Here is a 24966-nt window from a genome sequence, read left to right as displayed (position 1 = left end):
CAGCTTCACCCTTAGCTTGTACGTCCCGTTTTGATATTAAAAACGATTCTTCTGCCAGTTTTTAACCCGATATATTTTACCACAAAAAAGAGGGATGTGCGACTTTTTTCGCTATCCCTCCCCATTTCACTGTTTTTTCGTAATATATTTTTGCTTTAATGCATTATGCTCTTCCAATGTTTTCGCATAGTACACTTCACCAGTTGGTGCAGCTAAGAAATAATAATAATCCGTTTGCGCAGGTTCTAATGCAGCCTCCACTGAATGCTTGCCAGAGTTCGCAATCGGACCAATCGGCAATCCTTTCACAACATACGTATTGTACGGTGAGTTTATCTTTAAATCTTCATATAATACACGTTGTTTATGCTTTCCAAGTGCGTATAATACCGTTGGATCAGTTTGCAGTGGCATACCTTTCGCTAAACGATTATAAAAGACGCTAGAAATCTTTTGACGATCTGTAAAGCCTGTTGCCTCTTCTTCAATAAGTGAAGACAATGTTAAAAGCTGGTGAACATCCCAGTTTTTCGCTTTCATTTTCGCCTCATTTTGAACAATGATTGCATTCGTTTTCTCAAGCATTGGGATTACGATTTCTTCTAACGTCGTATCTTTTTTATAGAAAGAGTACGTCGCAGGATATAAATAACCTTCTAATGGATATTTAATATTGCTATCAAAGATTTTATCCGTTAACAACTTCGGATACTTTTGCTGCATTTTTTGAATAAATGCTTTATCGTTTAATTGACGTACGACATCATCTTTATTCCACTTTAATTCGTTTGCAACCGTTTCTGCAATTTCAGTTACTTGTGCCCCTTCTTTTATCGTCACTTTATAAAGAGCTGGACGATGTACATTACCAGATGACATTTGTTCAATAACATCTGAGGCATTCATTGAAGGATTTAATAAATATGTACCCGCTTGTAAATTTTTAGATTTAGCCTTTGTATAAAAACTAAAAACTGTACCATTTTTCACAGCACCTTTTTCTTCTAAAATCTCACCAATTTTACTAGTAGATGATCCTTTTGGAATTTCTACTTCCATCTCTTTTTTATTCCCGCTATCAACTGGTCCTAATGCGGATGAAATATACGCATAGACTGAACCACAAACTAAAAGCAGTGCAATAATCGAAAATAAAAAAATGCGTCTACGCTTCTTTTTCACTTGATTCTCTATCAACACTCTTCCTCCTTAATTAAATTGTAGACCGTACGTATATCTTTCTATACAACACGATATAAAAACACAATAAATTTATTTATCTTTTTTAGATAGACATTTTATTTTTCTACAATCCGTCTCATTATACTACAAAGGATTACAAGGTTTCGACAAAAAATCTTTCATTTTACATATAAAAAAAGATGGACTATATGTCGTCCACCTTTTAGTACTTATTATTCAGCTTCTTGCTCATCAGCTAGAGTGTTGAACATTTCTTGTACCATTTCCCACTCTTCTTCAGATTCGATTGGAAGTAAACTTCCGCCCTCTTCTTCATTTTGCTCATAAGCCATTGCATCATAAATTGGGTCTCCATCTTCGTCTACTTCTCCGATTGGAGAGAAGACTACGTATGATTTTTTGCCAAATTTTTCAGCATCAAAAGTGAAAATAATTTCACATAAATGTTCGTTACCTTTTTCGTCTACAATTGTAATTTGATTTTCTTCCATTTTGGTCACCTCTTATTTACTATCTAAAAATCCTTGTAAGATTACGACTGCAGCCATCTTATCGATTACTTGCTTTCGCTTCTTACGGCTTACATCAGCTGAAATGAGCAAACGCTCCGCTGCCATCGTTGACAAACGCTCGTCCCACATTACAACGTCTAATTGTAACAGCTCTCGTAGGTTTTCTGCAAATTGTTGGCACGCTTCACCACGTGGGCCAATTGTACCATTCATATTTTTAGGTAAACCTACTACTATTTTGTCCACATTGTACTGCTTTACTAACTCAGAAATACGATCAAAACCAAAGTGACCTCGTTCTTCGTTAATTTTAATTGTTTCTAATCCTTGCGCTGTCCAGCCCATTTCGTCGCTCATTGCAACTCCGACTGTTTTTGTACCTACATCTAAACCTAATATCCGCATAAACTACTCCTCACGATGATGTTTCAAGTAAGACTTCACAAGCTCCTCAATTAACTCATCACGTTCAAGCTTGCGAATGATGCTTCGTGCATCTTTATGGCGAGGTATGTATGCTGGGTCTCCACTTAATAAATAACCGACGATTTGGTTAATCGGATTATAGCCTTTTTCTTGAAGTGCATCATACACAGTTAAAAGTACATCATTTACATGGACACTCTGTTTTTCATCTTGAATGCTAAACTTCATTGTTTTATCAAAACCGTCCATTTCAAGCACCTCACTTATATAGTAAGTATAGGGAGAAGAACTTCTCCTCTCCCTACCATTGTACACTACTATCTCTTTATTTTGAAACAGATTTAACGTACTCTTGTACAAATGCTAAAGCTTCCTCAACTTGCGCTGGGTTTTTACCGCCTGCTTGAGCCATATCAGGACGGCCACCACCACCGCCGCCGCAACGAGAAGCTACTTCTTTCACAAGTTTACCCGCATGGTATCCTTGGCTGATTAAATCTTTCGTTACGCCAGCTAAGATGTTTACTTTATCATCATTTACAGACGCTAATACGACAACTGCAGACTCTAATTTATTTTTAAGGTCATCCATCATCGTACGTAAGTTGTTCATATCTGCAACATTTACTTTTGCCGCTAATACGTTCACGCCATCAACTGTCATTACTGAATCAGTTAAGTTTCCAGCTTCGATATTGCTTAATTTTGCTGCAAGAGATTCGTTTTCTTTTTGAAGTTGTTTTACTTCAGCAAATAAACCATCTACTCTTGTTAAAATATCTTTCGGATTTGTTTTCATTTTTCCTGCTGCTTCTTTTAATAAACCTACTTGATCGTTCATTAATTCGTATGCAGACTTACCAGTTACCGCCTCAATACGACGAGTTCCTGCACCGATACCAGACTCAGCAACGATTTTGAAAATACCGATAGAAGCTGTGTTATCAACGTGACAACCACCGCAAAGCTCTAAGCTGTAATCGCCTACTTGTACAACGCGTACAACATCACCGTATTTTTCACCGAATAATGCCATTGCGCCCATTTCTTTCGCTTCTTCGATTGCTTTTTGAGAAATCTCAACATCAATACTTTCCCAAATTTTCTCGTTTACCATACGCTCAATTTTTTCTAATTCGTCAGCTTGTACTTGACCGAAGTGAGAGAAGTCAAAGCGTAAACGTTCAGAAGTTACAAGAGAACCTGCTTGGTTAACATGCGTTCCAAGTACGTCTTTTAATGCTTGGTGTAGTAAGTGAGTTGCTGTATGGTTTTTCACAACGCTACTACGGTTTTTCGTATCGATAATAGCTTTCACAGCCGCATCTTTCGTTAATGTACCTTCTTCAACAACAACTTTGTGCAAGTTTTGACCGTTTGGTGCTTTTTGTACGTCTTTTACAAGAACTTTCACGCCGTCAGCAAGAAGGTAACCACGGTCTGCAATTTGTCCGCCGCTCTCAGCATAGAATGGTGTTACATCAAGCATTAATTGTCCTTCTTCGCCAGCTTGTAAGCTGTCTGTGTATTCGCCGTTTTTCACAAGTGCAACAACGTTACTTTCTGTCGCAACTGTACCGTAACCAACGAACTCGCTCGCTACTTTCACTTCTCCAAGGACACCGCCTTGAACTTGCATAGAATCAACGTCTTGACGAGCAGCACGTGCGCGCTCACGTTGTTTTTCCATTTCATTTTCAAAGCCTTCATGATCAACTGTCATACCAGCTTCTTCTGCATATTCTTCTGTTAATTCAATCGGGAAACCGTATGTGTCATATAGACGGAACGCATCTACTCCAGAAATAACAGTTGTTTTTTCTTCTTTTGCTTTTGTGATAACTTCAGCTAAAATTGCTTCACCATCATGAAGTGTTTCGTGGAAACGCTCTTCTTCGTTTTTCACAACTTTTGCAATGAAATCTTTCTTTTCAAGTACTTCTGGGTAGAAGTCTTTCATTACTTCTCCAACAACCGGCACTAATTCAAACATGAATGGACGATTGATGTTTAATTTCTTCGAATAACGAACCGCGCGGCGTAATAAACGACGTAATACATAACCACGACCTTCGTTAGATGGAAGAGCACCGTCACCAACAGCGAATGTTACTGTACGGATATGGTCAGCAATTACTTTAAACGCCATATCTTTTTCTAAGTCACCATTACGATATTTCTCACCAGAAATTGATTCTGTTGCACCAATCATTGGCATGAATAGGTCTGTGTCAAAGTTTGTAGGCACATCTTGAACGATAGATGTCATACGCTCTAGACCCATCCCTGTATCGATGTTTTTCTTAGGAAGTGGTGTATATGAACCGTCTGGATTATGGTTAAATTGAGAGAATACAAGGTTCCATACTTCTAAGTAACGCTCGTTTTCTCCGCCTGGATATAATTCTGGGTCACTAAAGTCATTACCGTAAGCTTCTCCGCGGTCATAGAAAATCTCTGTATTCGGTCCACTTGGTCCTTCACCGATATCCCAGAAGTTTTCTTCTAAGCGAATGATACGCTCTTTCGGAACACCCATTTTCTCATTCCAAATTGTGAATGCTTCTTCATCTTCTGGATGGATTGTAACTGATAGTAATTCTTTATCGAATCCGATCCATTTGTCGCTCGTTAAGAACTCCCAAGCCCAAGTAATTGCTTCTTCTTTAAAGTAATCACCGATTGAGAAGTTACCTAACATTTCAAAGAATGTATGGTGACGAGCTGTTTTCCCTACGTTTTCAATATCGTTTGTACGAATTGATTTTTGAGCATTTGTAATACGTGGATTTTGCGGGATTACACGTCCATCAAAATATTTTTTTAATGTTGCTACACCACTGTTAATCCATAAAAGAGATGGATCCTCATGTGGAACTAGTGATGCACTAGGTTCTACTGCATGTCCTTTTTCTTGGAAAAAGTCTAAAAACATTTGACGAATTTGTGCGCCTGTTAGTTGTTTCATTGTATTTTCCTCCTTAAATATAAAAAACTCCCGCCCCCTATAAAAGGGACGAGAGTTAACTCGCGATACCACCCTAATTATGAATTGATTACTATACGAATCAATTCATCACCTCATGGTGCCGTAACGTGGCAAGACGGCAGTGATTAGCTGCTCTCAGGATTAGCTTTCTGTTACCCTTCATTTAAAGCTTCTTTCAGCCATATGGAAGCTTCTCTCTATAAATGGACTGTAACGTACTTGTTCCGTCATTGATTTAATGTATTATATGACTAAATATAATAGAATTCTCTTAAGTTTGTCAATGTAGATAATCATTTATATTGCATTAACCATAGTTATTCTACTATTCATTCTTAACAGCCTTTCATTATATTATGCATTTATGAATATTTCGTACTATCTTCATGAAAATATCTCCACATACTTTTCTGAATATTTATTTTTTGTTATAGTTAAATTATAAATAATAAAGGAGCGATTACAATGACAACCTTATTGAACAAAGCTAAAAACATATTAACTACGGACGAAACTATATTGTTTTACGCAGCATGTTCATTAAATATATTTATATATCGTTCCGTCGCAAGGCCAGGTCTGTTAATTTTGACGAACAAAAGACTCTTCTTTTACGGACCAGATGTAAGCAAGAATCCAATATTTGAAGAGTACTCTTTCACAAAAATTTCTGATTTAAAAGGGCAGCGGCACCTTTTCAGTAATCAAATTGTATTTATGTATGATAATGAATGGAAAAAAATAAAACATATTCAAACAAATGATGTAAGCTCTCTCGTTCAACAAATACACGAGCAACTCTCTACATAATGATAGCCCTCGACTTTTATAAGTAGAGGGCTTTTATATTACACATTTCCTTTTTTCCAAAGAGGTCTTACATGAACGATCACTGTACGAATAACCGCTAAAATCGGAACCGATATTAACAACCCCACAATCCCGGCAACCTCTCCTCCAACTAGTAATGCAAGCATAATAATAACAGGATGCATACGAAGCGACTTGCCAACGATGTAAGGTGATAAAATGTTACTTTCCAAAAATTGCAAAATAGCGATTGTAATTCCCGCCTTAATAAGTAAACTCGTTGATACCGTTGCCGCAATCATCAACGTCGGAATTGCCCCTAATATAGGGCCGAAGTATGGGATTATATCCGTTACCCCAATAATAATGCCGAGTAATAATGGATATTTCATACCGATAAACCAAAAAGAAAGAACGGATACTCCTCCTAATACTAAACAAACAAATAACTGTCCTCGAATATAACTTCCGAGTGACTTATCAATTTCTTTCGCCAGCATTTGCCCCGTACTACGCCACTTACTTGGGACTAGCTTCCAAAAGATATGATAAAACTCACCGTAATCTTTTAATATGTAAAATACAATGAACGGTATTAAGAAAATAATAAGCAACGAATCCAGTACGCCACGAGCTGTACTCATTACTTTATTTAAAAGTGATTGTATCTTCGTTTCTACACCAACAAAAATTTGTTTCACCTTTTCATGAATAAATGATGGGAAATTCGCTGTTTGTTCTGTGACGCCATCCATCCAAGAATCATACATTTTTGTAAACTGCGGGAATTGTTCATTGATTTCTTGTAACTGCTTAATAACGACTGGTGTTCCTTTATAAATCCCATAACCAATCCCGCCAAAGAAAAGGATGTAAATAAGCAAAATAGCAAGTGTGCGTGGCATCCCTTCTTTATGAATTTTTTCAATTAAAGGATGCAATAAATACGCAATAAAACACGCAATAAGAAACGGTGTAATTGCCACTTTAAATACAAAAATAATCGGTGACCATAGTGGCTTAATTTTTAAAAAGACGAGCAAACAAAGAAATACAAGTAATAATAACCCTAAACGATATATCCAAATAATTTTAAGATTCTTCACACGAAAAACCTCCTCCACCTTTATTGTGAAAATAAATAGGGTAGGTTATGTGCAAAAGTTTTAAAATCTTTTCGCGCAGACCATACTGTTTTATAAAGACGTACATATACATAACATAACAAGGACAACCACCCCTGAGAATGCAGCATGGAACAATATAATCAGGAGGGCTCATAATGGTTTTATTTATGCTCGTGTTATCAGCACTTTTTATGATTCTTGAATGGGTTTGTATCGGGTTTGGGATTTGGAAAGGTTTCTTTATTCGTTCCTCGCGAAAAGAAAGAGCGAAACAATTATTACATTACGGAATGCTCGGCGTTGGATGTTACGGTCTATCTTATCTCTTCTCTGAAATTGGACTTTTATATTTGCATACAAGTGCATAAAAAAACTCCCTTATCATGAAGGGAGTTTTTTGCGCTTATAGATAAGATTTAATCATCTTACGTGCTTTTTTCATATTGCGTTTTGAAAATACATCTTGCTTGCGAGCATATTGATATGCTGCAGCTCCAACACCTAATGCGATTAATGAATTGCGTAGATTCAAAGTAAATCCCCCTTTTCGTTATCCGATCGTTCTTTCGTTCTCATCAAATAAATCATCAAGAGAGCTTAATGAACCATCTTCCTCTACTTGATGCGTATGGATTTTCCCCTTTGAAACCGATAATTCGATATAACAATTCCAGCAATAAAATTGGTTGACACCTATTTTTCCAATGTCTTTCCCTTTGCAATTTGGACAAATGAACATATGGCTTTCATCTCCTTACATTCTCCCAGATTCTATTCGCCATTATGTCCAAACCGCATTCATTTATACATTGCTGGAGCCTTTCAACGTTATACGTTTGAAAGTTTCACTATATAATTTCACCTTGTTACATGAAATCATACGGTGAAATGTTTTCCACGTCCATTTCTTCGCCATTAACTGTTACCATCTGTACTTCTCCTTGTGATTCTTGCAAGCGACCCGCTAAAGTCGTTTGACGCATTGCATCATCAAGGCGATTTACACCAGACTGGAAAGCTGCTTCCTCCCCGCAAATAATAAGGAATTTCTTACTTCTTGTAATGCCAGTGTAAATTAAATTACGACGTAACATACGATTGTAACTTTTTACTATCGGCATAATCACAATCGGAAACTCACTACCTTGCGATTTATGAATCGAACAGCAATAGGCATGTGTAATTTGATTTAAGTCTGGCTTTGTATATGTTACTTCAATGCCATCAAATGAAACGATAATCATATCTTGTTGTTCAACGTTCTCTTTCGCATAAAACACCGAAACAATTTCTCCGATATCACCATTAAACACTTGGCTCTCTGGCTGATTAACAAGTTGCAAGACTTTATCGCCTCTTCGATATACAACATCACCGTAAGCAATTTCTTTACTCTTTTCCCTTTTCGGGTTAAACACTTCTTGCAACGCTTCGTTTAGTACATTAATACCGGCAGGGCCACGATACATCGGGGCCAATACTTGTACATCTCTTGCGCTAAACCCTTTTGTCTTAGCATTTTCACAAACCTTCTTAACAACTTCAACAATTTGAGTTCCTGTACAGCCGATAAATGAACGATCTTTTTGATTTTGCGCTAAATCTGGTGGGAGCGTTCCATTTTTTATCGCATGGGCGAGTTGAATAACAGATGAGCCTTCCGCTTGACGATAAATTTCAGTAAGCTTTACTGTCGGAACTGCACCTGCATTCAATAAATCTTTCAACACTTGTCCAGGCCCTACAGATGGTAACTGATCTTCATCACCTACAACGATAACTTGAATGTTCGTCGGCAATGACTTAAACAGCTGATTTGCAAGCCAAATATCAACCATTGAAAATTCATCAATAATGAGTAACTTCCCTTGAACCGGATCCGTTTCATTGCGCTGGAAAGACCCTTCTGGCGTCCAACCAAGTAAGCGGTGAATTGTGCAAGCTGGAAGTCCTGTCGATTCACTCATTCGCTTTGCTGCTCTTCCTGTTGGAGCCGTTAATAATATCGGAAATGGATTATCATCGCTATATTCATTCGGATTTAACGATAATCCGTGCAGTGATGCATACATTTCAACAATTCCTTTAATAACGGTTGTTTTTCCCGTTCCTGGTCCACCTGTCAATAACATCATCGGTTTATGAAGTGCCGTTTGAATCGCTTCCTGCTGAAGTGGTGCATACTGTACGTTCAGCTGCTCTTCAATTTCACCTAATGTCTTTAACACTTCTGCTTCAGGAAATGAAGGTGTTTCTTCTTGATTCATAAGCCTGCGAATAGACTTTACAACACCTTTTTCAGAGTAGAATAACGATGCTAAATACACTCGTTCTTCTTCTATGATAACTTTCCCTTCACTTTGCATCATTTCAACGCAGCCTATAATGTCTTCCTCTGTCACTCTTCCTTCTTGGTTGTTTAAAAGTGACATCGTTTCTCTTACAAGTTGATCTTTTCCCATATAAACGTGACCGAGTTGCAGCGAAACATTCTCTAGCGTATAAAAACACCCTGCACGTACACGATCATCGTGATTACCCGATATCCCTAACGCACGTCCTATATCATCCGCTCTTCCAAAGCCAATGCCATCCACTTCTTCAATCAGCTGATATGGATTATTACGAATCACTTCTAATGTCATCTCTTTATATTGCTGGTAAATCTTAATAGAAAGCTTCGTTCCAAAACCGTAACCATTTAAAAAACTCATTACTTTCTCTAGTCCTTGATGTTCAACAATTGTCTCATATATTTCTTGCGCTTTTTGCTTGTTAACAACACCATTTAACGCATCAGGATCGTCCATAATTTTAGAAATAGCATGTTCTCCGAGATGGTCAACAATTTTTTCAGCAGTACGCTTTCCAATCCCTTTAAATAAATCACTCGCTAAATATTGCACCATACCTGCTTTTGTTTGCGGCAATTCTTTCTTAAACGTTTCAACCAAATATTGTTTTCCATACTTTGGGTGATCTTTAAAATGCCCTGTCAATGTAAACACTTCATCTTCATGCATGCGGGGAAAATGACCGTTTATCATTACTTTCTTTTCGTCATACGTTTCATTCGTTTCAATGATTTTCATACTGACAACGGAATAGAGGTTTTCTTCGTTGTGGAAAATGGTATGAAGAACTTGCGCTTTTATAAATTTTTTCTCTTCCTCAAACAAATCCATTGCATGTTGATTTCCCATTTTTCCTCTCCTTTCCGGTTTCGTTTCACTTTAATGAGCAGTACATCCCCCACCTCTTTAGATGAGGGATAACTACCCATTAAACTATATGTTCATCTTATTCAGCTTCTTGCTCTAATAAACGAATACCATTACCAGCTAAAAAGTGATCTGGTTGAATTTCAGTTGCTTTCTTAAATAAAGCAAGAGCCTTCTCGTTATTTTCTTCAAATACGTACGCAACACCTAAATTATAATACGCATCTGCATGCTCTTCATCCATTTCTAATACCTTTTCAAAATAAGGTTTCGCCTCTTGAATATGTTCTAATCGCGCAAAGCAAAGTCCGCACTGGAACACAGCTTCTACATCGTTTTCATCTAATTCTGTTGCTCTTTGTAAAAATGGAAGTGCAAGACGATCATTTCCGAGCTGCACATGTGTAATACCTAACATAAATGTTACATCAGCTGATTGTAATCCCGCTTGCATCGCTTGTTCAAATACAGCTTTAGCCTCTGCAAATTGCTCTTGACCGTAATATACGTTTCCTAATCCATAATAAGCAGCCGCAGATTTATCATCTAACTCTAATGCACGTTTATAAAATAAAATTGCTCTTTCACTATCGCCTAATACATCTAATAAGTTCGCAAAATTAATATATCCAAGCGCATCTTTCGGATTTTCTTCGATTGCTTCTGTGAAATTTTTAGCAGCTTCTTCCCAGTTTCCTTCTTGCATATATTGAATACCTGTTTCAAGTTTGTTTGACATGTCCTTCACCTCTACAACAAATTATAACAAAGAATGTATTTTCCAAGCGAACGAAAATTCGCTTTATGTAAAAGAAACCTCTAACCGCTAATCGGCAGAGGCTTCTCGTTTTATCCTAAATAATCCAATTTCTTACCACTACGGTATACTTCATCAATTGTAGCACCGCCTAAGCACTCATCTCCATCATAGAAAACAACTGCTTGTCCTGGTGTAATTGCACGAATTGGCTCGTCACAAAGAATGCGAACTGTATTTTCATCAACGATTTGAACCGTTACTTTATTGTCTTCTTGACGATAACGGAATTTCGCTGTGCACTTAAATTCTTTTTCTTTCGCTTCATTACTTACCCAGCCGATATTCGTAGCAGTAACTTCATCACCATATAGAAGTTCGTTATGGAAACCTTGATCAACATATAAAATGTTTTCTTTTAAATTTTTCCCAACAGCAAACCATGGATCACCGTTACCACCAATACCAAGGCCATGACGTTGTCCAATTGTATAGTACATTAAACCGTCATGTTTTCCTTTCACTTCACCAGATAATGTTTGCATCACACCTGGTTGTGCTGGTAAATAGTTACTTAAGAAATCTTTAAAGTTACGTTCACCAATGAAGCAAATACCCGTACTATCTTTCTTCGCCGCTGTCGCTAAACCAGCTTCTTTTGCCATTTCACGAATTTGTGGTTTCTTCAGTTCACCCAGCGGGAACATTGTTTTTGATAATTGCTCTTGGCTTAATTGATTTAAGAAATACGTTTGGTCTTTATTATCATCAACGCCGCGAAGCATTTTATATTCGCCATCCATATAAGCAACACGTGCATAATGGCCTGTCGCTACATAATCAGCACCAAGCGCAATTGCATGCTCTAAAAATGCTTTAAATTTAATTTCTTTATTACACATTACATCTGGGTTTGGTGTACGACCAGCTCGGTACTCATCTAAGAAGTACGTAAATACTTTATCCCAGTATTGTTTTTCAAAGTTTACTGCATAATACGGAATGCCGATTTGGTTACACACTTCAATTACATCATTGTAATCTTCTGTTGCTGTGCAGACACCATTCTCATCTGTATCATCCCAGTTTTTCATAAAAATTCCGATTACATCATAACCTTGTTCTTTTAATAAAAGAGCTGCTACAGATGAATCGACGCCACCGGACATCCCGATGACAACGCGTGTTTCGTGAGGTAGTTTGTTCATCATGTCACCTCCCATGCTAATTTTGTGTTAATCGCTTCACGATTTTCACTGTTTCGTACGCCGCTTTCTCAATTTGCTCTTTCGTATTTCCAAGTCCGAAACTAAAGCGTACGGATGAACGTATTTGATCGGAGTCTTTTCCGAACATCGCCACTAATACATGTGATGGATCAATCGAACCAGCTGTACAAGCCGAACCACTTGACACTGCAATACCAGCTAAGTCTAAGTTCACAAGAAACGGTTCAATGTTCATTCCTGTAAAACTAATATTAAGCACATGTGGTAAGCGATATTCTAAGTTTCCGTTTACCTCGAAAGTAATGTCTTCATTTTTGAAGACAGATACCATTATATCTTTAAACTCTTCATATTGGGCATTTTTTTGCTCACGAGTTTTTTCAGCTAACAAAATTGCATGTTGCAAACCAACGATACTCGGTACATTTTCAGTACCAGCACGGCGTTTTCTTTCTTGCTCCCCGCCTATTAATAACGGTTCAAATTTTACATTTGCACCAGCGTATAGGAACCCTACACCTTTCGGTCCGTTAATTTTATGAGCTGAAATCGATAATAAATCAATGCCGAACTCTTTCACATCTATTTCTACTAATCCGTAAGCTTGTACCGCATCTGTATGGAAATAAGCTTGATGCTCTTTTAACAGCTTACCTATTTCCGCAATTGATTGCATCGTTCCAACTTCATTATTCCCAAACATAACGGATACGAGAATTGTCTCTTCTGTTAATGCCTTTTGTATGTCAGAAATTTGAACGCGTCCTGTTTCATCAACAGGTAAATATGTGACTTCAAACCCTTCACGCTCTAATAATTCACACGTATGCAAAATTGCGTGATGTTCAATTTGCGTCGTTATAATATGGTTACCTTTATGGCGATTCGCACGTGCTACACCGATAAGTGCTAAATTATCAGCTTCTGTACCACCGCTCGTAAATATAATTTCATTCGGATTCGCATGAATGCTACGTGCACACACACGTCTCGCCTCATCTACTGCATGGCGCGTTTGACGTCCATAAAAGTGAATACTAGACGGATTTCCGAATGTTTCTGTCATATATGGAATCATCTTGTCGACCACTTCTGGGTGAGTCGGAGATGTCGCAGCATGATCTAAGTAAATGCGTTCCATTAAATCTCCTTCTTTCCAAATCGTTTCACAAGGAATTAAATGTAAAACATATAGCCCCCGTGATTTTCTTCCTCATAACGTACTAAATCTTCTAACGTTGTGCTATCTAACACTTCTTGCACCGCATCACGAACACGCATCCATAATTGGCGTTGTGCCGGTTCTTCTTCTTCTATCATTTCTACAACACTAATTGGACCCTCTAGTACACGGATGACATCCCCAGCTGTAATGTTAGCTGGCTGATCTGATAATACATATCCGCCATATGCCCCGCGCGTACTCTTTACTAGACGAGCGTTACGAAGTGGTGAAATTAATTGCTCTAAGTAATGTTCCGATAAGTCATGTGCCTGCGCAATTGATTTTAAGGAAATTGGACCTTCACCAAACTTTTTTGCAAGATCGATCATAATTGTTAAGCCGTAGCGGCCTTTCGTTGAAATCTTCATCTATTTTGCACCTCTTTTCAAATTTTCACTTCTATTGGTTATATCTTATTTATAAAAGAACACAATTTAAAATCCTATGAAATTATAGCATAATATAGTATTATAAGAAATTTCAACTTGTGTATCAAAATGATAACATAAAATCACATTGAAAAACTCGGAAATTATTACAATTGAAAGAAAAATGAAAATATTCATATTCATTTTTCCCACAAAACAGCATCCTATTTCAAATTCCACTAAAAAAAATGATACGATAGAAAGAGATTATACATTAAGGGAGACGGTAAAAAATGAAACAACCACTCGCACATCGAATGCGCCCTACAAATATTCAAGAAATTATCGGACAACAGCATTTAGTTGGTGAAGGAAAGATTTTATGGCGAATGGTCCAAGCAAATCATTTTCAATCTATGATTTTATATGGCCCTCCAGGCACTGGAAAAACATCCATTGCGAGCGCAATTGCAGGAAGTACCGGAACCCCTTTTCGCCTATTAAACGCTGTTACTCATAATAAAAAAGATATGGAAGTTGTCGTACAAGAGGCAAAGATGCATCGACACCTCGTTTTAATTTTAGATGAAGTACACCGTCTAGATAAAGCAAAGCAGGATTTTCTATTACCTCATTTAGAAAGCGGGCTCCTTACCTTAATTGGTGCAACGACGAGTAATCCGTTCCATGCTATTAATTCTGCTATTCGAAGTCGTTGTCAAATCTTCGAATTACACGCATTAACAGAAGATGATCTTTTAATTGGCTTAAAACGAGCACTTGAAGATAAAGAAAAAGGTCTTGGGGAATATGATGTAACTATTACGCCTGAAGCATTACATCACTTTGCAAATGCATCAGGCGGAGATATGCGTTCCGCTTATAATGCACTTGAACTAGCTGTTTTATCTAGCTTTACAACTGATGACAAAGCTGCGGAAATTACGCTAGAAATTGCAGAAGAATGCTTGCAAAAAAAGAGCTTTGTTCACGACAAAGGTGGAGATGCTCATTATGACGTATTATCGGCATTTCAAAAATCGGTGCGCGGAAGTGATGTAAATGCAGCACTTCATTATTTAGCACGTCTTATTGAAGCTGGTGATTTACAAAGCATTGGTAGACGTCTCCTTATTATGGCATATGAAGATATCGGACTCGCTAGCCCGCAAGCCGGACCGCGTACACTAGCAGCCATAGAATCAGCGGAACGAGTTGGATTCCCAGAGGCACGCATACCACTTGCAAATGCTGTTATCGAGCTTTGTCTATCACCAAAATCAAACTCAGCTTATAAAGCACTTGATGCTGCATTACACGATTTACGTAACGGTCAAACAGGCGACATTCCAAGTCATTTAAAAGATAGTCATTACAAAGGCGCAGAATCACTCGGAAGAGGCATTGGATACTTATATCCACACGACCATCCAAATGGCTGGGTACAACAACAATACTTACCTGATAAAATAAAAAACAAACACTATTATAAACCGAAAACGACAGGGAAATTTGAGCAAGCACTTTCTACTGTATATGAAAGATTACAAAGTTCGAATAAAACGAAAAATAAAGGGTAACATAAGCGAAAACGTCACCATTATGGAGGCTTCGCTTATGAAAACACGTCAAGATGCATGGACAAAAGAAGACGATCTCCTTTTAGCAGAAACTGTTTTACGACATATTCGCAGCGGCAGCACACAAATAAAAGCATTCGATGAAGTTGGCGATGCATTGAACCGCACTTCCGCAGCTTGCGGCTTTAGGTGGAATGCTGAAGTAAGACCGAATTACGAAGATGCGGTGCAACTCGCAAAAAAACAACGTAAAGAATTAAAACGCTCTGAAGCTAAAATAGAAAAAGAACATTTCACGAAAACGAAACAACTCGTAATCGATGCCGAGTTTTCAGAAGATATTACGCCAAGTAAACAAGATCTTACAATGCAAAATGTCATCTCATTTTTGCAAAACATGGAACATAATAACCCTTCAATCGCAAAGTTGCAAACTGAAAATGATGTATTACAAGATCAGCTTACTTCCCTAGAAAAAACGAATCATGAACTTGAAGCAAAATTAGCGATACTCACAAAAAAACAACAAGCAATCGAAGAAGATTACGCAATGCTTGTTAGAATTATGGACCGTGCTCGAAAACTCGTTTCAGTTGAAGAACAAGAAGAACAGATTGCTCCCATTTTCAAGACAGATCAAAATGGAAATTTAGATATTATATATTCTGCAGAGAATTAAAAACAGGGATGTCACTTTTTTGACTAAGTGACATCCCTGTTTATTTTTTCAGCGAATAGTATGTATCGGTAAGTGAAATTATATAAACGTTTTTTCAAATATATCTATCGTAACTTACAATATATCAACGATTTTTTAATTATATCGATTTACCGACAAAAATCAACAAAATAAGTCGACCTGCTATACAAAGAATAACTGGGATTAAATGGACATTCCCCACTTACATGTTACTATAAACATATACAATCGAAAGGAAATGATCTCTATTTCATTAACAGTCTTCAAAATAACACTCGGTATTCTCGTTCTAACGTTAGGTCTTTTTACCATTCATAGTTTAAAAAAGACCTCAGGTTATAAATCGGACAAATACGATTATTCTTTACTAGGATTACTTACACTTGAAGTATTAGTATTGCAGATATCAGCAGTTCTTTAAAATATAATAGAAAAAGCATATACCCTAGACGGATATATGCTTTCACTTTATTCTTGCCCTACACGCTTCACTTCTACGTTTTTAATACGCTCACGTACAACGTGACTTGCCATAATTAAGCCGGCCACAGATGGTACGAATGCATTTGATGAAGGTGGTAATTTCGCTTTACGAATTTTTGCATTTTCGTCTGGTACGATTTCTTTACGTACTTCTTCGCGAATTACGATTGGGTTTTCGTCAGAGAAGACAACTTTTACACCTTTCTTAATACCCTCTTTACGAAGCTTCGTACGAATGACTTTCGCAATTGGATCTGTATGTGTTTTAGAGATGTCCGCAATACGGAAACGAGTTGGGTCCATTTTATTTGCTGCACCCATACATGAGATAATTTTAATTTTGCGACGTAAACATTGTTTAATTAAATGAATTTTGAACGTAATCGTATCCGATGCATCCACTACGAAATCCAAACCATGCTTGAAGAACTCTTCATATGTTTCATCTGTATAAAACATTTCTAGTCCAATTACTTCACACTCTGGATTAATGTCTGCAATACGCTCTTTCATTAATTCTACTTTTGAACGCCCTACAGTAGATACTAAAGCGTGAATTTGACGGTTTACGTTTGTAATATCTACAACGTCCTTATCAACTAATACGAGACGTCCTACGCCAGAACGCGCTAACGCTTCAGCTGAAAATGATCCTACGCCGCCAATTCCTAAAATACCGACTGTACTATTTTTTAATATTTCAAGTCCTTCTTTACCGAAGGCTAATTCATTACGTGAAAATTGATGTAACATTCAGCTCTACACTCCTATTACAAAAATGGTCTATCATGTATTCTAGCGTTTTTCCGACTATTTGTATAGAAAAAGTTATAGAATTCCTAAAAATACATATTCCAAACAAAAAAACATAATATAAACCGGGCTTTTTTTCTTCCTACATACACGTTGAAAAAGGAGGATTCAGAGAACCGAGCAGTTCGAGGCGCTGAAGCCAGGAGGAGCGCAGTGTAGCTTTACTACTCGAGCACCAGACTAGCATACGTAACGATGGGATGCGACAGTTATCTGAACCGGACTTTTTAAACTTCCTATCAAAAAAAGTCTAGACGGCTATAGTATAACCATCTAGACCCTATTCTTACTTCTCTTCTTTTACGTTCAACTTCAAGTTCAGTTCTTCAAGCTGTGCTTCTGCTACTGGACTTGGAGCTTCTGTTAATAAGCAGCTCGCGCTTGCTGTTTTTGGGAATGCAATTGTATCACGAAGGTTCGTACGCCCTGCAAGTAACATAACAAGACGGTCTAAACCTAATGCGATACCGCCGTGTGGTGGCGTACCGTATTCGAATGCTTCTAATAAGAATCCGAATTGCTCTTGCGCTTCTTCTTGTGAGAATCCAAGTGCTTTGAACATTTTTTCTTGTACGTCACGCTCGTAAATACGAAGTGATCCACCACCAAGCTCATAACCATTTAATACAAGGTCATATGCTTGTGCACGTGCTTTTTCTGGTGCTGTTTCTAATAGCTCAACGTCTTCACGGAATGGCATTGTGAATGGGTGGTGAGCTGCGAAGTAACGATCTGCATCTTCATCGTACTCAAGAAGTGGCCAATCCGTTACCCATAGGAAGTTAAATTTACTTTCGTCAATTAACTCAAGCTCTTTACCTAGACGTAAACGAAGTGCACCTAAGCTATCTGCAACAACGCTTTTCTTATCTGCTACGAATAGTAATAAGTCGCCAGCAGTAGCTTCTAATGTAGTCATTAACGCGTTTGCTTCTTCTTCACCGAAGAATTTCGCAATCGGTCCTTTTAAGCCGTCTTCTTCCACTTTAAGCCAAGCTAGACCTTTTGCACCGTATACTTTTACGAATTCAGTTAATGCATCAATATCTTTACGAGAGTATTTGCTCGCAGCACCTTTTGCATTAATTGCTTTTACTTGTCCGCCGCTTTCTACAGCACTTGTAAATACTTTGAAACCACAACCTGCTGCAAATTCAGATAGGTCTGTTAGTTCCATTTCAAAGCGTGTATCTGGCTTATCAGAACCGTAACGAGCCATTGCATCAGCATATTTCATACGAGGGAATGGTGCACTCACTTCTACACCTTTTGCATCCTTCATAACTTTCGTCATCATGCGCTCCATCATTTCTAAAATTTCATCTTGTGTTAAGAATGAAGCTTCGATATCGATTTGCGTGAATTCTGGTTGACGGTCTGCACGTAAATCTTCGTCACGGAAACAACGTGCCACTTGATAGTAACGCTCAAATCCGCCGACCATAAGAAGCTGTTTAAATAGCTGTGGAGACTGCGGTAATGCATAGAATTCACCATCATGTACACGACTTGGTACTAAATAGTCACGAGCTCCTTCTGGCGTACTCTTCGTTAAAATTGGTGTTTCTACTTCTAAGAACTCTTCTGTATCTAAGAAGTTACGAATTGTTTTTGTTACGTCGTGACGCATTTTGAATGTGTTAAACATTACTGGACGACGTAAGTCTAAATAACGATATTTTAAACGCACATCTTCTGATGCATCTGTATCATCAGCAATAATAATTGGCGTTGTTTTCGCTGCATTTAATACGTCTACTTTCGTTGCTTGTACTTCAATACGACCAGTTGCCATATTGTCATTAATTGCGCCTTCACCACGCTCAACAACTGTACCTTCTACGTGTAATACATACTCGCTACGAATTGTTTCTGCTACTTCTAGCGCTTCTTTTGATGTTTCTGGGTTAAATACAACTTGTACGATACCTGTACGGTCACGTAAGTCGATAAAGATTAATCCACCTAAATCACGGCGTTTTTGTACCCAACCTTTTAATTGAACTGTTTGCCCAACTGCTTCTACTGTTACTTTTCCACATGCATGTGTTCTTTCAGCCACTGTAAGTTCCCCCTATATTAATTTCTCTGCTACGTATGAAGCAAATACATCTAATGCTACTTCTTCTTGTTCACCTGTTGCCATATCTTTTAAGTTAATGATGCCTTTATCTAGCTCATCTTCCCCTAATACAGCTACAAATTTCGCCTTTAGACGATCTGCTGATTTAAATTGTGCTTTCATTTTGCGGTCTAAATAATCTTTTTCAACTGATAATCCAGCTTTACGAAGATCAAACGCAACTTTCGCAGCATGGTCTTTCGCTTTTTCACCAAGCGCTACAACATAACAATCAATACTATGTTCAATTGGTAATTCGATGTTTTCAGCTTTTAGCGCCATAATTAAACGTTCGATACTCATCGCAAAACCGATACCTGGCATTTCTGGCCCACCGATTTCTTGTACAAGCCCGTTATAACGGCCACCACCGCTTAATGTAGTGATAGCACCAAAACCTTCTGCCTCACTCATAATTTCAAAAACAGTGTGTTGATAGTAGTCTAAACCACGTACTAAGTTCGGATCTTTTTCAAATGGAACATCCATCATCGTTAATAGTTCTTGAACTTTGTCGTAGTATACTGCTGAATCTTCGTTTAAGTATTCTGTAATAGATGGTGCTGTTCCCATTAATTCATGGTTACGGTCCTTCTTACAATCTAAAATACGAAGAGGGTTCTTTTCTAAACGAGATTGACAGTCAGAACAGAACTCACCGATACGTGGCTCGAAGTGTGCGATTAACGCATCACGGTGCGCTTGACGGCTCGCCGCATCACCTAAGCTGTTTAATACAACTTTAATATTTTTTAAGCCCATGCCGCGGTAAAACTCTACAGCAAGTGCAATTACTTCTGCATCAATTGCAGGATCATTACTACCAATTGCTTCAATACCAAATTGTACGAATTGACGATAGCGACCTGCTTGTGGTCTTTCGTAACGGAACATTTGACCGATATAGTATAATTTCGTTGGTTGTGTTGCATCACCGAACATTTTGTTTTCAACGTAAGAACGCACAACAGGTGCAGTACCTTCTGGACGTAATGTTAAACTGCGCTCTCCACGATCTTGGAATGAGTACATTTCTTTTTGTACGATATCTGTCGTATCACCAACACCACGTAAAAATAGCTCAGTGTGTTCAAAAATTGGTGTACGAATTTCTTTATAGTTGTAACGACGGCAAATTTCGCGTGCTTGCCCTTCGATATACTGCCATAACTCAACGCTACCTGGAAGAATATCTTGCGTTCCGCGTGGGATTTGAATAGACATATTCAGTTCCTCCTCAAATTGTTTTAATCTTAATAAAAATAAAAAAACTCCCGCCTCTACTGTTTGAACAGTAGGGACGAGAGTATTATACCCGTGGTGCCACCCTAATTGAAGCACGTATGCTTCCACTTTTTTAATAACGCTTAAATGTGCGTTCATCCCTACTAAGCATATATGCTGTTCAAGTTGAAACCTCTAGAGTGTCATTCAATCAGTCATCATGTAGAAATGTTTTCAGCCTAAGACATTTCTTCTCTTTCCATGTGTGTCTCATTTACTCTTCTCTATCAACGGTTATATTCATATGTAAATATAAAATTACTATACGTTTGTTCAGTAGGATTGTCAAGTGCTCTAAGAGCGTTCAATCTGCTTCTTTAGACGCTTTACATCTTGAAGAGAAATTCCAAACTCAGAAGCAAGCTCCATTGAAGTATTGTTTTGTTCCTTTGAAATAAACTCATGAAAATTCACGTTAAACAGTTGATTTGCACCATTTGTAACAGAATGCCCTTTTTCATTCATACGCATACGTATATCCCTCACATTCAATATGGATGTTTTACTTTTTATTGTTCCATATTGATGAGAGAGTTATACATAACTAAAACAGCTATTAATTCCAAATAAAGTGAAACTTTAATCAGTGGGGGTTTTGTCCATCCCTCACTGATTATTAACCTTCACCAATCGAGCTATTACAGGGTAAATGAACAAAACATACAACAATGTATAGAAAAGAGAGGATTAAATAACCCCCTCTTTTTAAGCAACACTATTTACTTTCTACAATTAAGGTCACCGGACCATCATTGATTAAAGAAACGTCCATCATCGCTCCGAACTTCCCTGTTTCTACATGCAATCCTTGTTTACGAACTTCTTCATTAAAGAAATCGTATAAACGCTCTGCATAGTCAGGTTTAGCAGCATCCATAAAGTTTGGACGTCTTCCCTTGCGACAATCTCCGTATAATGTGAATTGCGAAATTGATAGAACTTGTCCTTCTACATCCAGTACAGAATGGTTCATCTTTCCGCTCTCATCTTCAAAAATACGTAAGTTCGCAATTTTTTCTGCGATGTAAGTTGCATCTTTTTCTGTATCTTCATGCGTAATGCCAACTAGTAATGTTAAACCGAACGGAATTTGTCCTACGATCTCACCGTCTACTGTGACAGACGCTTCTTTTGATCGTTGTAAAACAACTCTCATCTTTCTACACTCCCTATTAATGCATCATGCGTCGTACTGCATAAATTTCTGGAACACGTTTAATGCGTTCTACTACTTTTTTCAAATGCTGTAAGTTACGAATCGAGATTGACATATTAATTGTCGCCATCTTATTACGGTCACTTCTACCAGAAACTGCAGAAATGTAGGTTTTCGTCTCTGTAACAGCTTGTAATACTTCATTTAATAAACCACGGCGATCATAACCTGAAATTTCAATATCAACGTTGTACTCAATTTCTTTTTCAGGGCTACCTTCCCACTCTACTTCTAATAAACGTTCTATAGCTTCTTCTGTATGAACATTTACACAGTCACGGCGGTGAATCGATACGCCTCGGCCTTTCGTAATATACCCAACGATATCATCACCCGGTACTGGGTTACAGCATTTTGATAAACGAATTAATAAATTATCCGCACCACTTACTTTAACGCCAGAATCCCATTTTCGAATTTTCATCGGTTTACGAACTTCTTTAACTTCAACGATTTCTTCTTCTTCACGTTGCTTACGGAACTTGTCCGTTAGTCGCGTAACAATTTGTGATGCAGTGATACCGCTATATCCAACTGCTGCAAACATATCTTCTTCATTTGCAAAATTGAACTTCTCAGCAACACGTTTTAAATTGTCAGGAGCTAACACTTCTTTCATCTCATACTCTAGGCCACGCACCTCTTTTTCAACAAGCTCACGGCCTTTTTCAATATTTTCATCTCTACGTTGCTTCTTAAAGAATTGACGTATTTTGTTTTTCGCATGAGATGTTTGAGCAAGTTTCACCCAATCTTGACTTGGTCCATACGAATGTTTCGATGTTAAAATTTCAATGATGTCACCCGTTTTTAATTTATAATCAAGGGTCACCATTTTCCCATTTACTTTTGCACCAATTGTTTTATTCCCGATCTCTGAATGGACACGATACGCAAAGTCAATCGGAACAGATCCAAGTGGTAATTCCATTACATCGCCTTTCGGTGTGAAAACGAATACCATGTCAGAGAACAAATCAATTTTTAATGACTCCATAAACTCTTCTGCATTAGAAGCTTCATTTTGCCATTCTAATATTTGACGGAACCATGTAAGTTTCTTCTCTAATGTACCTGTTGTTTCTGCTGTTTTTCCTTCTTTATACGCCCAGTGTGCCGCGATCCCGAATTCTGCAATCTCATGCATTTCTTTCGTACGAATTTGCACTTCAAGCGGATCACCTTTCGGCCCAATTACAGTCGTATGAAGAGATTGATATAGATTTGCTTTCGGCATTGCAATATAATCTTTAAAACGACCCGGCATTGGCTTCCAGCACGTATGAATAATTCCAAGTACCGCATAACAATCTTTAATACTATTTACAACGACACGTACAGCTAATAAATCGTAAATTTCATTAAACTGTTTATTTTGCAGTGCCATTTTACGATAAATACTATAAATATGTTTTGGTCTTCCAGAAATCTCAGGTTGAATTGCAACTTCTTTTAATTTCTCACGAATACCAGTCATTACTTCGTCTAAATATTCTTCACGTTCTGCACGTTTACGCTTCATTAAATTTACAATACGATAGTATTGTTGTGGATTTAAATAGCGCAGTGACGTATCCTCTAGCTCCCATTTAATAGTACTAATTCCGAGTCTATGTGCTAAAGGTGCAAAGATTTCTAACGTTTCATTCGCAATGCGACGCTGCTTCTCTTGCGGCAAATGTTTCAATGTACGCATGTTATGAAGGCGATCAGCTAGTTTAATTAAAATAACTCGAATATCTTGAGCCATTGCAATAAACATTTTGCGATGGTTTTCTGCTTGTTGTTGCTCATGAGATTTATATTTAATCTTTCCGAGCTTTGTCACACCATCGACAAGCATAGCAATTTCTTTATTAAATTCCCGTTCAATATCTTCTAATGTAATCTCTGTATCTTCTACTACATCATGTAAGAAACCTGCTGATACTGTAGCTGGATCCATGTGTAAATCAACTAAAATACCTGCAACTTGAATTGGATGAATAATGTACGGTTCACCCGATTTTCTGTATTGTTCGCTATGCGCATCACGTGCATATTCATAGGCACGTGCCACTAGCTCAATATCTTCATCCGCTAAATATTGACTTGCTTTCTCGAGTACCTGTTCAGCTGTTAGTACCTGCTCATTTGCCATCGAATCACCTTTTATTGAAAATTGACTTTATCTTAATTAAATAGAATAAATTATATTCTATCATTATAACCCAATGATTGTGAATTGTGAAAAGGAAAAGATTTTACTGACATTTCACCTTATTTTTTTGTGCAATTATACAAAAGTACCCGCTCCTCTCCAAGAGATTCACGGGTACTTTTTATCACCGTAGTTTTACTATATAGTGATTAGTATTTTTCTAATACTAATACATCGTAACCATCTAACATTTTACGACCATCTAAGTAAGTAAGCTCTACTAAGAATGCAATTCCTGCTACAACTCCGCCAAGTTCTTCAACTAGCTTAATTGTCGCTTCAATTGTTCCACCTGTAGCTAATAAGTCATCTGTAATTAATACGCGTTGACCTGGCTTAATTGCATCTTTATGGATTGTTAAAACATCTTTACCATATTCTTTACCGTAGTCAACTGTAATTACTTCACGTGGTAATTTCCCTAATTTACGAACTGGTGCAAAACCTACTTCTAATGCATAAGAAACTGGGCAACCGATAATAAAGCCACGTGCTTCTGGTCCTACTACAAGGTCAATGTCTCTTTTCTTTGCATACTCAACGATTGCATCTGTTGCTGCTTTGTATGCTTTACCGTCGTTCATTAACGGTGTAATGTCTTTAAATACAATACCTTCTTTTGGATAATCCGGTACAATTGCGATATGTTGCTTGAAATCCATATTTCTGAATCCTCCTCAGATCTAAAAGGTTTGTAAATA

Annotated in this window: 24 protein-coding genes and 2 other annotated features; of the genes, 4 read left to right on the top strand and 20 right to left on the bottom strand. The window is 37.6% G+C overall.

The features are described 5' to 3' along the window. Positions 1–126: 126 nt before the first annotated feature. From mltG to alaS, 5 genes are all read right to left on the bottom strand, one after another. Positions 127–1197: an endolytic transglycosylase MltG gene (gene mltG, locus ACUN28_RS07145; protein ID WP_033659776.1), complete on the bottom strand. Its 1071-nt coding sequence runs from the start codon at positions 1195–1197 to the stop codon at positions 127–129. A gap of 218 nt (positions 1198–1415) precedes the next feature. Next, positions 1416–1694 (bottom strand): DUF1292 domain-containing protein, encoded by a 279-nt coding sequence (locus ACUN28_RS07140; RefSeq protein ID WP_000392245.1) that lies wholly within the window; start codon positions 1692–1694, stop codon positions 1416–1418. A 12-nt stretch (positions 1695–1706) separates the two neighbouring features. After that, a complete protein-coding gene (ruvX, locus tag ACUN28_RS07135; RefSeq protein ID WP_001221202.1) occupies positions 1707–2120 on the bottom strand; it encodes a Holliday junction resolvase RuvX in 414 nt (137 codons plus the stop codon). Positions 2121–2123: 3 nt separating this feature from the next. Then, positions 2124–2390: an IreB family regulatory phosphoprotein gene (locus ACUN28_RS07130; protein WP_000348590.1), complete on the bottom strand. Its 267-nt coding sequence runs from the start codon at positions 2388–2390 to the stop codon at positions 2124–2126. Between the two features lie 76 nt (positions 2391–2466). Beyond that, on the bottom strand, positions 2467–5109 hold the full coding sequence (alaS, locus tag ACUN28_RS07125; RefSeq protein ID WP_016080215.1) for an alanine--tRNA ligase: 2643 nt from the start codon (positions 5107–5109) through the stop codon (positions 2467–2469). Positions 5110–5150: 41 nt separating this feature from the next. Next, positions 5151–5370, bottom strand: a binding site (T-box leader). A 225-nt stretch (positions 5371–5595) separates the two neighbouring features. Between alaS and ACUN28_RS07120 the strand changes: the two genes are divergently transcribed. Then, positions 5596–5940, top strand: a complete 345-nt coding sequence (locus ACUN28_RS07120; protein ID WP_016086183.1) for a PH domain-containing protein — start codon at positions 5596–5598, stop codon at positions 5938–5940. A 38-nt stretch (positions 5941–5978) separates the two neighbouring features. On the opposite strand, the gene ACUN28_RS07115 is transcribed toward ACUN28_RS07120, so the two are convergent. Beyond that, a complete protein-coding gene (locus ACUN28_RS07115) occupies positions 5979–7046 on the bottom strand; it encodes an AI-2E family transporter (protein WP_016086182.1) in 1068 nt (355 codons plus the stop codon). 176 nt (positions 7047–7222) lie between these two features. Here ACUN28_RS07115 and ACUN28_RS07110 point away from each other — a divergent pair, with 176 nt between their 5' ends. Then, complete coding sequence (locus ACUN28_RS07110) at positions 7223–7435, top strand: hypothetical protein (RefSeq protein ID WP_016086181.1); 213 nt, start codon at positions 7223–7225, stop codon at positions 7433–7435. A gap of 35 nt (positions 7436–7470) precedes the next feature. On the opposite strand, the gene ACUN28_RS07105 is transcribed toward ACUN28_RS07110, so the two are convergent. The 7 genes from ACUN28_RS07105 to cymR all read right to left on the bottom strand — a co-directional run bounded on the left by ACUN28_RS07105 (position 7471) and on the right by cymR (position 13867). Next, entirely contained in the window at positions 7471–7599 is a 129-nt protein-coding gene (locus ACUN28_RS07105; RefSeq protein WP_001053553.1) for a YrzQ family protein, read from the bottom strand. Between the two features lie 18 nt (positions 7600–7617). Further along, positions 7618–7806, bottom strand: a complete 189-nt coding sequence (locus ACUN28_RS07100) for a hypothetical protein (RefSeq protein WP_000469281.1) — start codon at positions 7804–7806, stop codon at positions 7618–7620. A gap of 127 nt (positions 7807–7933) precedes the next feature. Beyond that, positions 7934–10270, bottom strand: a complete 2337-nt coding sequence (gene recD2, locus ACUN28_RS07095; protein WP_016086180.1) for an SF1B family DNA helicase RecD2 — start codon at positions 10268–10270, stop codon at positions 7934–7936. 97 nt (positions 10271–10367) lie between these two features. Further along, a complete protein-coding gene (locus tag ACUN28_RS07090) occupies positions 10368–11027 on the bottom strand; it encodes a tetratricopeptide repeat protein (RefSeq protein WP_016086179.1) in 660 nt (219 codons plus the stop codon). Between the two features lie 110 nt (positions 11028–11137). Further along, a complete protein-coding gene (gene mnmA / locus ACUN28_RS07085) occupies positions 11138–12253 on the bottom strand; it encodes a tRNA 2-thiouridine(34) synthase MnmA (protein WP_016086178.1) in 1116 nt (371 codons plus the stop codon). A 16-nt stretch (positions 12254–12269) separates the two neighbouring features. Beyond that, positions 12270–13415 (bottom strand): cysteine desulfurase family protein, encoded by a 1146-nt coding sequence (locus ACUN28_RS07080; RefSeq protein ID WP_016086177.1) that lies wholly within the window; start codon positions 13413–13415, stop codon positions 12270–12272. A 35-nt stretch (positions 13416–13450) separates the two neighbouring features. Then, complete coding sequence (cymR, locus tag ACUN28_RS07075; RefSeq protein WP_000704116.1) at positions 13451–13867, bottom strand: cysteine metabolism transcriptional regulator CymR; 417 nt, start codon at positions 13865–13867, stop codon at positions 13451–13453. Positions 13868–14160: 293 nt separating this feature from the next. Here cymR and ACUN28_RS07070 point away from each other — a divergent pair, with 293 nt between their 5' ends. Continuing rightward, positions 14161–15447, top strand: coding sequence for a replication-associated recombination protein A (locus ACUN28_RS07070; RefSeq protein ID WP_016086176.1), 1287 nt, complete (start codon positions 14161–14163; stop codon positions 15445–15447). A gap of 37 nt (positions 15448–15484) precedes the next feature. Then, the gene (locus ACUN28_RS07065; protein ID WP_016086175.1) at positions 15485–16126 is read left to right on the top strand and encodes an RsfA family transcriptional regulator; all 642 of its coding nucleotides are present in this window, start codon (positions 15485–15487) and stop codon (positions 16124–16126) included. A gap of 489 nt (positions 16127–16615) precedes the next feature. Here ACUN28_RS07065 and ACUN28_RS07060 read toward each other — a convergent pair whose 3' ends face one another. The 7 genes from ACUN28_RS07060 to ACUN28_RS07030 form a co-directional block, all read right to left on the bottom strand. Further along, complete coding sequence (locus tag ACUN28_RS07060; RefSeq protein ID WP_000903182.1) at positions 16616–17383, bottom strand: tRNA threonylcarbamoyladenosine dehydratase; 768 nt, start codon at positions 17381–17383, stop codon at positions 16616–16618. A gap of 346 nt (positions 17384–17729) precedes the next feature. Further along, positions 17730–19505, bottom strand: coding sequence for an aspartate--tRNA ligase (gene aspS, locus ACUN28_RS07055; protein ID WP_016086174.1), 1776 nt, complete (start codon positions 19503–19505; stop codon positions 17730–17732). Between the two features lie 12 nt (positions 19506–19517). Then, the gene (gene hisS, locus ACUN28_RS07050; RefSeq protein ID WP_000027073.1) at positions 19518–20789 is read right to left on the bottom strand and encodes a histidine--tRNA ligase; all 1272 of its coding nucleotides are present in this window, start codon (positions 20787–20789) and stop codon (positions 19518–19520) included. Positions 20790–20858: 69 nt separating this feature from the next. Beyond that, positions 20859–21089, bottom strand: a binding site (T-box leader). 54 nt (positions 21090–21143) lie between these two features. Next, positions 21144–21320, bottom strand: a complete 177-nt coding sequence (locus ACUN28_RS07045) for a hypothetical protein (RefSeq protein ID WP_016086173.1) — start codon at positions 21318–21320, stop codon at positions 21144–21146. 244 nt (positions 21321–21564) lie between these two features. Further along, on the bottom strand, positions 21565–22005 hold the full coding sequence (locus ACUN28_RS07040; RefSeq protein WP_001266956.1) for a D-tyrosyl-tRNA(Tyr) deacylase: 441 nt from the start codon (positions 22003–22005) through the stop codon (positions 21565–21567). A 16-nt stretch (positions 22006–22021) separates the two neighbouring features. Next, positions 22022–24205: a GTP diphosphokinase gene (relA, locus tag ACUN28_RS07035; protein WP_016086172.1), complete on the bottom strand. Its 2184-nt coding sequence runs from the start codon at positions 24203–24205 to the stop codon at positions 22022–22024. A gap of 209 nt (positions 24206–24414) precedes the next feature. Continuing rightward, a complete protein-coding gene (locus tag ACUN28_RS07030; RefSeq protein ID WP_000346220.1) occupies positions 24415–24927 on the bottom strand; it encodes an adenine phosphoribosyltransferase in 513 nt (170 codons plus the stop codon). Positions 24928–24966 lie beyond the last annotated feature (39 nt).

This window comes from Bacillus sp. WC2507, assembly GCF_052656125.1.
The sequence above is the reverse complement of the archived record's forward strand: the minus strand, read 5'-3'. Positions and strand labels throughout refer to the sequence as shown.

Bases quoted from the DNA above. Each gene is read 5' to 3' on its own strand.
- ACUN28_RS07030 (WP_000346220.1), bottom strand. From the start codon at position 24,927: ATGGATTTCAAGCAACATATCGCAATTGTACCGGATTATCCAAAAGAA.
- recD2 (WP_016086180.1), bottom strand. From the start codon at position 10,270: ATGGGAAATCAACATGCAATGGATTTGTTTGAGGAAGAGAAAAAATTT.
- ACUN28_RS07110 (WP_016086181.1), top strand. From the start codon at position 7,223: ATGGTTTTATTTATGCTCGTGTTATCAGCACTTTTTATGATTCTTGAA.
- ACUN28_RS07140 (WP_000392245.1), bottom strand. From the start codon at position 1,694: ATGGAAGAAAATCAAATTACAATTGTAGACGAAAAAGGTAACGAACAT.
- ACUN28_RS07090 (WP_016086179.1), bottom strand. From the start codon at position 11,027: ATGTCAAACAAACTTGAAACAGGTATTCAATATATGCAAGAAGGAAAC.
- ruvX (WP_001221202.1), bottom strand. From the start codon at position 2,120: ATGCGGATATTAGGTTTAGATGTAGGTACAAAAACAGTCGGAGTTGCA.
- ACUN28_RS07100 (WP_000469281.1), bottom strand. From the start codon at position 7,806: ATGTTCATTTGTCCAAATTGCAAAGGGAAAGACATTGGAAAAATAGGT.
- ACUN28_RS07120 (WP_016086183.1), top strand. From the start codon at position 5,596: ATGACAACCTTATTGAACAAAGCTAAAAACATATTAACTACGGACGAA.
- ACUN28_RS07045 (WP_016086173.1), bottom strand. From the start codon at position 21,320: ATGCGTATGAATGAAAAAGGGCATTCTGTTACAAATGGTGCAAATCAA.
- ACUN28_RS07080 (WP_016086177.1), bottom strand. From the start codon at position 13,415: ATGGAACGCATTTACTTAGATCATGCTGCGACATCTCCGACTCACCCA.
- relA (WP_016086172.1), bottom strand. From the start codon at position 24,205: ATGGCAAATGAGCAGGTACTAACAGCTGAACAGGTACTCGAGAAAGCA.
- ACUN28_RS07040 (WP_001266956.1), bottom strand. From the start codon at position 22,005: ATGAGAGTTGTTTTACAACGATCAAAAGAAGCGTCTGTCACAGTAGAC.
- ACUN28_RS07070 (WP_016086176.1), top strand. From the start codon at position 14,161: ATGAAACAACCACTCGCACATCGAATGCGCCCTACAAATATTCAAGAA.
- ACUN28_RS07130 (WP_000348590.1), bottom strand. From the start codon at position 2,390: ATGGACGGTTTTGATAAAACAATGAAGTTTAGCATTCAAGATGAAAAA.
- alaS (WP_016080215.1), bottom strand. From the start codon at position 5,109: ATGAAACAACTAACAGGCGCACAAATTCGTCAAATGTTTTTAGACTTT.
- ACUN28_RS07065 (WP_016086175.1), top strand. From the start codon at position 15,485: ATGAAAACACGTCAAGATGCATGGACAAAAGAAGACGATCTCCTTTTA.
- mnmA (WP_016086178.1), bottom strand. From the start codon at position 12,253: ATGAACAAACTACCTCACGAAACACGCGTTGTCATCGGGATGTCCGGT.
- hisS (WP_000027073.1), bottom strand. From the start codon at position 20,789: ATGTCTATTCAAATCCCACGCGGAACGCAAGATATTCTTCCAGGTAGC.
- cymR (WP_000704116.1), bottom strand. From the start codon at position 13,867: ATGAAGATTTCAACGAAAGGCCGCTACGGCTTAACAATTATGATCGAT.
- ACUN28_RS07060 (WP_000903182.1), bottom strand. From the start codon at position 17,383: ATGTTACATCAATTTTCACGTAATGAATTAGCCTTCGGTAAAGAAGGA.